General features: G+C 64.0%; 6 protein-coding genes and 1 pseudogene. 6 read left to right on the top strand and 1 reads right to left on the bottom strand.

The window, feature by feature from the left end; all coding sequences use genetic code 11:
• Both NI18_RS22765 and NI18_RS21865 read left to right on the top strand, forming a co-directional pair.
• Positions 1-350: pseudogene (locus NI18_RS22765) on the top strand (IS5/IS1182 family transposase); the annotation flags it as partial.
• 422 nt (positions 351-772) lie between these two features.
• Positions 773-1,915 (top strand): MFS transporter, encoded by a 1,143-nt coding sequence (locus NI18_RS21865; protein ID WP_306286610.1) that lies wholly within the window; start codon positions 773-775, stop codon positions 1,913-1,915.
• Here the strand turns inward: NI18_RS21865 and NI18_RS21860 are convergent.
• Positions 1,902-4,196 (bottom strand): glycoside hydrolase family 3 N-terminal domain-containing protein, encoded by a 2,295-nt coding sequence (locus tag NI18_RS21860; RefSeq protein WP_037533486.1) that lies wholly within the window; start codon positions 4,194-4,196, stop codon positions 1,902-1,904. The genes NI18_RS21865 and NI18_RS21860 overlap by 14 nt on opposite strands.
• A 159-nt stretch (positions 4,197-4,355) precedes the next feature.
• Here NI18_RS21860 and NI18_RS21855 point away from each other — a divergent pair, with 159 nt between their 5' ends.
• The 4 genes from NI18_RS21855 (at position 4,356) to NI18_RS21840 (ending at position 10,024) form a co-directional block, all read left to right on the top strand.
• Positions 4,356-5,411 (top strand): LacI family DNA-binding transcriptional regulator, encoded by a 1,056-nt coding sequence (locus NI18_RS21855; RefSeq protein ID WP_052149429.1) that lies wholly within the window; start codon positions 4,356-4,358, stop codon positions 5,409-5,411.
• Positions 5,408-5,950 carry a carboxypeptidase-like regulatory domain-containing protein gene (locus NI18_RS27665; protein WP_037533485.1) on the top strand — a complete coding sequence of 181 codons (543 nt, stop codon included), beginning with the start codon at positions 5,408-5,410 and terminating at the stop codon, positions 5,948-5,950. The genes NI18_RS21855 and NI18_RS27665 overlap by 4 nt, the downstream gene beginning before the upstream one ends.
• Before the next feature lie 59 nt (positions 5,951-6,009).
• Positions 6,010-8,499 (top strand): TonB-dependent receptor, encoded by a 2,490-nt coding sequence (locus NI18_RS21845; protein ID WP_052149428.1) that lies wholly within the window; start codon positions 6,010-6,012, stop codon positions 8,497-8,499.
• Positions 8,500-8,836: 337 nt separating this feature from the next.
• Positions 8,837-10,024 (top strand): glucoamylase family protein, encoded by a 1,188-nt coding sequence (locus NI18_RS21840; RefSeq protein WP_306286609.1) that lies wholly within the window; start codon positions 8,837-8,839, stop codon positions 10,022-10,024.
• Positions 10,025-10,180 lie beyond the last annotated feature (156 nt).

The raw sequence follows: 10,180 nt of genomic DNA, 5'->3' as shown, positions 1-10,180 counted from the left end.
GCCTCACGAACACCAGAAAGGTGTCGGGCCGCGATGCGCAGCCCGGGGCGCAGACGCGGTCATTCCCGTGACGCCGGGGCGGCCAGCCATGGAAGAAGCCGGCGGCCGGCGCCGATGCTCGCAACGAAACGCTACGCGCGATGAAAAGGCTCGGTCGAACAATCTGGAAGAAGTGGAGCGGCTACCATCGCCGCAGCCTGGTCGAGACGAAGATGCACTGCTTCAAGCTGCTCGGCGAGCGCGTCGCATCGCGCACCTTTGATCGTCAGATTACCGAGCTCAAACTCCGTGCCGCAGTTCTCAATCGATTTTCACAAATAGGAACACCGACCACCATCCGCGTTGCATAGATCTCGTCAGTAAAACCATATTTGTGCTTAATTATCCTTGTGCAACAAAGCCTCCTGCGGCAGCGGTGGCAGACGATGGAGTTCCTTCAACGAGAGGAACTCCCCATGGCGACTATACCCGCCTAACAGTCCGTTACGCCGCTGCGTCAGCGTATGCTCGTGGGCACTAACAGGCGGAGTCCGCCGTCGCTAAAGGAATAAACATGCTCGTCTCCTGCCGTCTCTCACACTGGTCAGGGCGGTGATCCCTCTCCTTCGATCAGCGCCCGGCGCGGCCGGCGCGCCTGCCCGATCCACGCTGCTTCTCTTCGGATCCGGCGATTTCGCGTTCAATCTCTATTGGCAGGTGATCGGGCTATACCTCCTCTTCTTCTACATCGACGCGCTGACCCTGCCCCCCGGCGGTGGCTGGCACGGTATTCATGATCGGAACTATTTGGGACGGTGCCGCTGATTTCGTCGCGGGCGCCGTCGCCGAGCGGATGCGAACACCTTATCGCGGGCTGGTCGGCTGGGGCGCGCTGCCGCTCGGCCTCGCCTTTGTTTCGATGTTCGCGATGCCGCCGGGCGCAGTCTGGTGGGCACTAACCGCGCAGATCGTGTTTCGTACCCTCTACGCCTTCACCAATATCCCCTATGCCGCCTGGACCACACGGCTCGCGGCGACCAGCCAAGATCGCTCGCTGATTGCCGGATTGCGGATGGGCTTCGGTGCCGCCGCCGGGGCACTGGTTGCGCTGGCACTGCCATGGTTGGTCGCGATCATCGGCTATGCCGGCGCCGCCGCCGCACTCGCCGTACTTGGCGTGCCGCTGCTTGCGGTGATCGCGTGGCGCGTCCCCGAGTCAGCACCCCCTGCATGCTCCGGGACTACGCTGGCAATCGGCCCCGCGCTGCTACTGCTCGCGCGCAACCGTGCTTTCATCGCGCTCAACCTTGCCGCCGCCGCTGGCGGCGCTGCGGTGGCGTTGACCAGCCAGTCGGTCCTGTATTTCTTCCGGTATGTTCTGCTTGATGACCTAGGCGGCCCGCGGGTACTCGCCGGCATGGCCCTGACGAGCGTAATCGCAGTACCGGTGTGGACCGCGCTTGCCAGCCTCCGCGGCGCACGGTTCGCGTGGCTGACAGCCGGCGTATTCGCGTTGCTGCTTCCTGCCGGTATGGCGCTGGTGCACTCGCCTGCCAGCATCGCTACCGCCGCCTTCCTGTTGGCGATGCAGGCCGCGTTCGCGGGCTTCGGCCTCGCCGCCTGGACCTTGCTTCCGGACGTAGTCGACTGGGGCGAGGCGCAAAGCGGAAAGCGGGTCGAGGCGCTGGCCTTCGGCAGCTTCGCGCTGATCCAGAAGATTGCGCTCGCCGCCGCAGGCTTCACCATCGGCATTGTCTATCAGGCGAGCGGCTTTGTTGCTGGCGCAGTTCAGACCTCGGCAACCCTCATCGCGATCCGCTGGCTGATGCTTGCCGGACCGGCCGTGCTGATCGCGTTAATGCTGGCTGCGGTTTTAACCCTCCCGCTCCGCCGCGATACGCTGGCGCAACTCCAGAACGAGATCAGCCCAGGCTGAACTCGCCAGACACGCCTTCAGCCTCAGCCGATGGCGCGATCCACAGCCGAAATCGCCCCGGCTCCACTGTCGGCTTGAGCTCGCGACCAATGAATAGCAGGTCGGGTCGCCGCAGGGTAAACGAGACCGTCTGGCGCTCGCCAGGTGCCAAGCGCACCCGCCGAAACGACTTGAGCTCGCGCACTGGCCGGGTGACGCTGGCGGCGAGATCGCGGACGTAGAGCTGCACCACCTCCTCGGCCGCCCGCGTGCCGCTGTTGGCTATCGTCGCTCGTACCGTCATAGCCCCCGACGCGGTGAGCTGAGCGTCGCCGAGGTCGAGATCGGCATAGTCGATCGCGCCATAAGTTAACCCATGGCCGAACGGAAACAGCGCCTTATTGGCAAATTCACGATAGTGGGTCTTATACTCTTGAGGCGCGCCCGGTGGATTTGGACGGCCGGTGCTCTTGTGGTCGTAATGGTACGGCTCCTGCCCGGTGGCGTGCGGAAAAGAGACCGGGAGCCGCGCGGACGGACCCACCGCCCCAAACAGCACGTCGGCGATCGCTGGCCCGTCCTGAGATCCAAGGAACCATGTCACCAGGATCGCCGATGCGCCCAGCACCGCGCCCTCAAGCGCCAGCGCGCGGCCGTTGCGCAACAGCACCACCATCGGCTTGCCCGTCGCCGCCACCGCTTCCGCGAGCGCCATCTGCGCCGGCGGCACCACGATCGCCGAACGCGACTGCGCCTCGCCGGACATCCGCGCATGTTCGCCCACCGCCAGCACCACCACATCCGCGGCACGGGCTGCAGCGACGGCTGCCTCGATCCCGCCCGCAACCGGCCCGTCGAGCCCCGCCCCTTCAACGACGCTGACCAGTGAGGCGTCTTTTACCATCGCTCGCACGCCCGTCTCGAGATCGACCGCTTCTGCGTCGGTACCGTAGACATTCCAGGTGCCGATCAGATCGTGCCGCCCGCTCGCGAAGGGCCCGATCAATGCAATCCGCTTGCCCGACCGCGGTAGTGGCAGTAGCCCGCCGTCGTTCTTGAGCATGACGATCGACCTGGCTCCCGCCTCGCGTGCCAACGCCAGCGTTCTAGCCGTGCGGACCTGCGTTTTCTCCCGACGCGGGTCGATCCGGCGAAAGGGATCGTCAAACAGCCCGAGTTGCACCTTCAAAGCCAGCACCCGGCGCACCGCTTCGTTTAGCCGTGCCACCGGCACCTCGCCTGCAGCGACAAGCCCGGGCAGATGGCGGATGTAGAAGCCGCTCTGCATGCTCATGTCGACGCCGGCCATGAAGGAGAGCTTGGTCGCTTCGCGCGCGTCGACGGCGAAGCCGTGCGCGATCAGTTCCTCGTCGCCTGTGTAATCCGATACTACGAGGCCGCCGAAGCCCCATTCGCGGCGCAGCACGTCGGTAAGCAGCCAAGGGTTTGCGGTGGATGGCACCCCCGATATTTCGTTGAACGACGCCATCACGGTCGGCGCGCCTGCGTCGAACGCCGATTGGAAAGGCGGGAAATAGATCTCGCGTAGCGTCCGCTCGGACACGTCGACCGTGTTGTAGTCGAGCCCCGCCTCCACTGCCCCGTAGGCCGCAAAATGCTTGGCGCAAGCGGCGACCGCGTCAGGTGCCGCCAGGCCATGCTCGCCCTGGAAGCCTTTAACTCGCGCTGCGGCGATAAGCCTGCCAAGTAGCACGTCCTCACCCGCGCCCTCGACGCTGCGCCCCCAACGCGCGTCGCGGGTAATGTCCACCATTGGCGCAAAGGTCCAGTCGATCCCCGCTGCCGCCGCCTCGGCCCCAGCGGCCCGGGCAGTGCGCCGCGCGAGATCTGGATCGAAGCTTGCCGCCTCGGCCATGGGGACCGGGAAGACCGTGCGAAATCCGTGGATAACGTCAGCCGCAAACAGCAGCGGAATACGAAGCCGCGATTCGCGCATCGCCACGCTCTGCATGCGCTTGGCCATCGTCGCGCCGTTGCCGTTGAACACCCCGGTCAACCGGCCAGCGCGCACCTCGGCAAGCTGACCGTCGAAGCTTGATCTCGCGCCCGCCGGGTTGAGCGCGGTCGCTGCTCCGCCCGACCACGCCGCCGCCATCAACGTCAGCTGCCCCGCCTTCTCCTCCACGCTCATCTGCCCGAGCAGCGCCTCCACTGCCGCTGGCAGCGCGCGCGACTGTTCCGTAGCCTGCGCCAGCAGCGCCCGCGCCGGGCTCGCTGCCCATGCCGCCATAGCGCCGGCTCCCATCATCACTGCGCGTCTGGAAACGCTCGGCTCGGCCATCGTTATTCTTCTCCATTGGTGCTCGTCGTAGCCGCGGAAGTGATCCCTTCACGTCGCCCGACAACAATCTTGTAACCGGTTTTTGGATCATGTAACCGGTTACTTCAAGAGCAAGGTGCCGGCTGCTGTCGCGCACCGCCAGGGAGACGGTGCTAACTGATGGCTCACGCCACAATCCGTGATGTTGCGCGCGAGGCGGCCGTTTCGGTTGCGACGGTGTCGCGCGCGCTCAACGGGCACAGCAACGTCCGCCCCCAGATGCGCGAGCGGATCGAAGGCGTCGCCGTCCGGCTCGGCTACGTTCCCCACGCCGGCGCCCGCAACCTCAGCCTGGCACGATCGGGCGCGATCGGGGTGGTGCTCCCCGATCTCCATGGTGAATTCTTTTCTGAACTGCTGCGCGGCATGGATCGGGAATCATCGGCGCACAGCCTTCACCTGATGCTGATGGTGATGCACGGTGAAGCGGAGCGCGGCATTGCAGCGCTCAACACCATGCGCGGCCGCGTCGACGGGTTGTTGGTGATGGCCCCCCAGGTGTCATCGGAAAAGCTGCTGGAGCGCATGCCGGTGGGCATGCCTGCCGTACTGGTCAACTGCGCGCCGCATGAGGCCGGCCGCGCCGAGCTGCGCGTCGACAATGCGGCAGGTGCGGCGGCGCTGGTCGATCACTTGGTGGCACAAGGCCGACGGCGGCTGGTGCATATCACCGGCCCGGACGGGAATTGCGACGCCCAGGAGCGTCATCGGGGCGTGATCGAGGCCTGCACCCGGGCCCGAATCGCGCTGCGCGTGTTGCCGGGCGACTTCAACGAGGACTCTGGCGCCGCGGCGGTGGCGACGCTGCTCGCCGACGGCTGGGCGGCGGATGCGATCCTCGCCGCCAACGACATGATGGCAATCGGCGCGATGATGGCGCTGAAGCGTGGCGGCATCAGTGTGCCCGGCGAAGTCGCGGTGGCGGGGTTCGACGACATTCCGCTAGCCCGCCTGATCTCGCCTTCGCTGACTACCGCAAGCATCGATATTGCGCAGTTCGGCGCCGATGCGGTCGCACGGCTGGCGGCGGTGATCGCCGGTACCGACAGCGGCCTCATCGAGCAGCGCGTGCCGATCGTGGTGCCGCGCGAATCCACGGCCCGGGCGGCGCCCGCCGCTCACGACTCAACCGATAACATCGCCCGGAACAACGGGAAACAAGGGGAACGACCATGAACAAGACGATATTGCGTACTGCGCTGGCGGCCATGACCGCGCTGTCGAGCGGAGCGATGCTGTTGCCCGCGCCGGCGATGGCTCAGGTAGGTCAAGCCTCGCTTCGCGGCACACTGACAGCGCCCGCCGACAATCCGGTGGTCGAAGTGACGGCCGTGGAAGTCGCTACCGGCATTCGACGCAGCGTCCAAGCCGACGCAAACGGCAGCTACAATTTCGCCTCGCTGCGCGCCGGTACCTATCGGCTGGAGATCAAGCAGCGCAGCGGCACCCGGAACTCCGATACGTTCACCCTGCGCGTCGGCCAAACGCCGGGCTCGACCTCGATCTGCGCGCCACGGCGGCGGCGCCCGCCGCCGCGCAGCCGGCACCGGGCGAACAACCGGCAACGGGCGCTGCCACCGGCACCGAAGGAGCCGGCACTCCGTCCACCGAAACCGAGACAGCGGCCGGCAGCAGCGGCGACATCATCGTCACCGGCAACCGCATCCGCTCGCTCGATGGCGGTCAGGTCGGGATCAACATCACCTCGCGGCTGATCGAGCAGCTGCCGCAGAACAACCGCAACTTCCTCGCCTTCGCCGATCTCGCGCCGGGCGTGCGCTTCATCGAAAATGCGGATGGATCGTCGCGCATCCAGGGCGGCGGACAGGACAGTCGCACAGTCAATGTCTTCATCGACGGCGTCAGCCAGAAGGATTACGTGCTCAAGAACGGTATTACCGGGCAGGACAGCTCGGCGGGCAACCCGTTCCCGCAGCTTGCGATCGGCGAGTATCAGGTGCTTTCGTCGAACTACAAGGCCGAGTTCGACCAAGTTAGCTCGGTCGCTATCACGGCGTTGACCAAGTCGGGCACCAACAAGTTTCACGGTGAGGGCTTCTTTGATTTTACCAACGAGACTCTGCGCGACCGCCGCCCCACCGAGATTTACCCGACAACGATTCCCAAGGTGAAGACGAGCAACAAGCAGTTCGGCGGCGCTTTAGGCGGCCCGATCATCAAGGATCGCGCGCATTTCTTCCTAAGCTACGAAGGCAAGCGCATTGACAGCCCGTATGACGTGCGGCCCGACAACGGATATCCTGCGAGTTCGCTGCCGGCGCAGTACCAGGATTACTTCGGCACCTTCTCTCAGCGGTTCAACGAGGATCTGTACTTCGGCAAGATTGATATCGAACCAACCGACAAGGATCTGATCGAGCTCTCCGGCAAGTACCGCAAGGAATCGGGCACCCAGATCGGCACCGGCATCAACGCCTCGAGCACTGCAACGCTCAGCAAGGTGGATGAGAAGCGCGCTACGCTCCGCTGGCAGCATAGCGAGGACAAGTGGATCAACGACGCGCGCCTCTCCTATGAAAACGTCCATTGGGCACCGACGCCGCAAATCGACGGCAACGCCTATCTTCTCCAGGCGACCCAGATCACCGGTACCGGCACCTCGCGGTTCAATTTGCTCCAGTACGGCGCAGGCAGCAGTCAGCAGGACAAGGGTCAGAAGGGCTGGACCGCTCAGGACGATTTCACCTGGACCGGCTTTACCGGCCATACCATCAAGGTGGGCGCCAAGGCCAAATGGGTGAAATTGCGCTCGCTCGAGCAGAACAACATTAACCCGCTCTATACCTATGACGTCAACGCGTTCAGCCAGACCGGCTTCAACGACACCCTGCCCTACCGTCTCCAGTTCGCGGCGGCGCTCGGTGACGCCGATCCCAACATCACCTCGAACAACTTCCAATTCGGCATCTACGCGCAGGACGACTGGGACGTCACCAGCCACCTTACGCTGAACCTTGGCGTCCGCTGGGATTACGAACGTACGCCCGCCTATCTCGACTATGTCACGACCCAGGAGAACGTCACGGCCGTGTCGCCAGCCAATTATCGGAACCTGGTCAACACCGACTACGACATTAACGATTACATTTCCAACGGCCATACCCGTAAGGCGTTCAAGGGCGCCTGGCAGCCGCGCCTCGGCTTCACGTATCGGATCGACGACGCCGGCCGTTTCGCGGTGTTCGGCGGCTATGGTCGCTCCTATGATCGCAACCAGTTCGACTTCCTCCAGCAGGAGGTCAGTCAAGGTGCGTTCCCGACCCGCACATTCAACTTCATCGGCAACACCACGCAGGATCCCTGCACCCCGAGCGCAACCTGCATCGGCTGGAACCCCATCTATCTGACCGATGCCGGGCGTCAGCAACTGCTGGCCACCACGACGGGCGGGGGCCGCGAGTTCCGCTTCCTCAACAACGATCTCAAGGTGCCCTACTCTGACCAATTCAGCCTCGGGATTCGCGGCCGCTTCAACCTGCTCCAGCTGGAAACCGGCTATACTCACATCGAAAGCAAGAACGGCTTCGTCTTCCTGCTCGGCAATCGCCGGCCGGACGGCTCGTTCTTTTTCGATGATCCCAACAGCACCGCCGATACCCCGAACTCGCCCTTCAGCTTCACGCCCAACGGCTACGGTTCGATCATCCTTGGCACCAATGGCCTTAAGACCAGCTCCGACGCCGCCTATCTTAAACTCACCAAGACCTACACCCAGTCGTCGCCGTGGAGCATCGACGCGACCTACACCTACACCGAAGCCGAGGAAAACCGCCAGTTCGGCGAAGTCTATTCGCTCGATTTTGCGTCGATCAAAGATTATCCGACACTGCGCTCCTCGGGTGTACCGCGGCACCGCTTCGTGATCGCAGGAAGCGTCGACACGCCGATCGGCGTCACCTTCTCGACCAAGTTCCAGATCGAATCGCCGATCTTCGTCAAGGGCTTCGTCGATACCTCGACGCCTTTCGCGCGGACGCTGGTCGGAACGCTCACCGAGGGGAACGGCGATCTGTGGGGGCGGCGTCAGCTAGATTTCGCCTTCACCAAATATGTCCCGCTCGGCTTCATCACCGATGACACCCGCGTGCGCGTCCGCGTCGACATCATCAACGTAATGAACGATCGCAACTACACCGACTTCAACAGCAATCCAATCGACGCCAACTTCGGCCAGCGGTCGAGCTACAGCATCGGCGGCAACCCGCCCCGTACTGTGAAGTTGTCGGCAGGCTTTAGCTTCTGACGCTTGGACGGTCGGAAGGGCCGCCAGCCGGCGGCCCTTCGACCATCTCCTTATTGGGAATTTGAATGATCCGTCGCAGACAATTTTTGGGGCACGGCGCGCTAGCGCTGGCCGGGCTCACCGCCGGCTGCGCGGAGCCCACCCGGGGGGGGGGGGGGGGCGAGCGCTGTCGCGCCTGATCGAGCCAGCCGCCCCGGCGAGCGCCGTCGCTGCGGAAAATGCGCTGCTACTCGACCTGCAACAACGCACCTTCCGCTACTTTTGGGAGCAGACCGATCCTTTCACTGGACTCACTCCCGATCGCTGGCCGACGCCATCATTCGCATCGATCGCCGCGGTGGGTTTTGCGCTCACCTCCTACCCAATCGGTGCGGTCAACGGCTGGATCACGCGAGATGAGGCGCGTGCGCGCACCCTAGCAACGTTGCGATTTTTCGCCACTGCGCCGCAGGGTGATAGCCCCAGTGATAACAGCGGCTTCCAGGGTTTCTTCTATCATTTCTTGGGCACCACCAAAGGCCACCGTTTCGCCCGCGCCGAGCTGTCGACGATCGACACCGCCTTGCTGATAGCGGGCGTGCTCTTCGCGCAGAGTTGGTTCGATGCTGATCATCCCGACGAAGCACAGATCCGCGCACTCGCCGACCAACTCTATACCGCGATTGATTGGACGTGGATCACGCCCCGCGCGCCGTTCCTGGCAATGGGTTGGCACCCCGAGAATGGCTTCATCGAGCACGATTGGGACACCTACAACGAGGGCATGCTGCTCTACCTGCTCGCTTTAGGCTCACCCACCCACCCGCTACCCACCGAAACGTGGGACGCTTGGACGCAGCGGTTCGACGCGCAATGGACCGATCGCTGGGGAGAGCCTCATATTCATTTCAGCGCGCTGTTCGTTCACCAGTACAGCCACTGCTGGATCGACTTTCGCGGCATCCAGGATCGCTATATTGCCGCCAAGGGCATCGACTATTTTGAGAACAGCCGCCGCGGGGTCCGTGCCCAGCGCGGCTATGCGATCGCCAATCCGAACGGCTGGGCAGGCTATGGCGCTGACATCTGGGGCCTTACCGCCTGCGATGGTCCTGGCGATTTCACAGCCACCGTTGATAACCGTGCCCGCGAGTTCTTCAGTTACTCGGCGCGCGGCCCCGGCGATCGCGACGACGGCACCCTCGCCCCCACAGCTGCTGCGGCGTCGATCGCCTTTGAGCCCGAACTCGCCACCCGCGCAGTGGAGGCGATGCACACGCGCTACGGCAAGGCGATCTACGGCCGCTACGGCTTCATCGACTCGTTCAATCCGACGCTGACGCTTCCGTCGGCACCGCTCAAGCATGGCAGCGTGCGGCCGGGCGTTGGCTGGGTTGATCGTGATTATCTGGGCATTGATCAGGGCCCAATCGTTGCAATGATCGAGAACCACCGTACCGGGCTGGTGTGGGAAACGATGCGCCGCAACCCGCACATTCGCCGCGGACTCCAGCGCGCAGGCTTCACCGGCGGCTGGCTGACATGATTCCCTCATGCTGCAGCCGCTCGATGCCGGCATCCACTGAACGAGACGCTTCACCAGCGGGTCAGATTCAAAGCCGAAAGAGCAAGATCGCCAAGAAAGCTGCCGCAGTGATCAAGAAGGACTGACCAGAGGTGGCTCGGCAAATCTGGACAGGCT

The organism is Sphingomonas sp. Ant20, from assembly GCF_000783375.1.
GTDB classification, from domain to species: Bacteria; Pseudomonadota; Alphaproteobacteria; order Sphingomonadales; family Sphingomonadaceae; genus Sphingomonas; species Sphingomonas aerolata.
The sequence above is the reverse complement of the archived record's forward strand: the minus strand, read 5'-3'. Positions and strand labels throughout refer to the sequence as shown.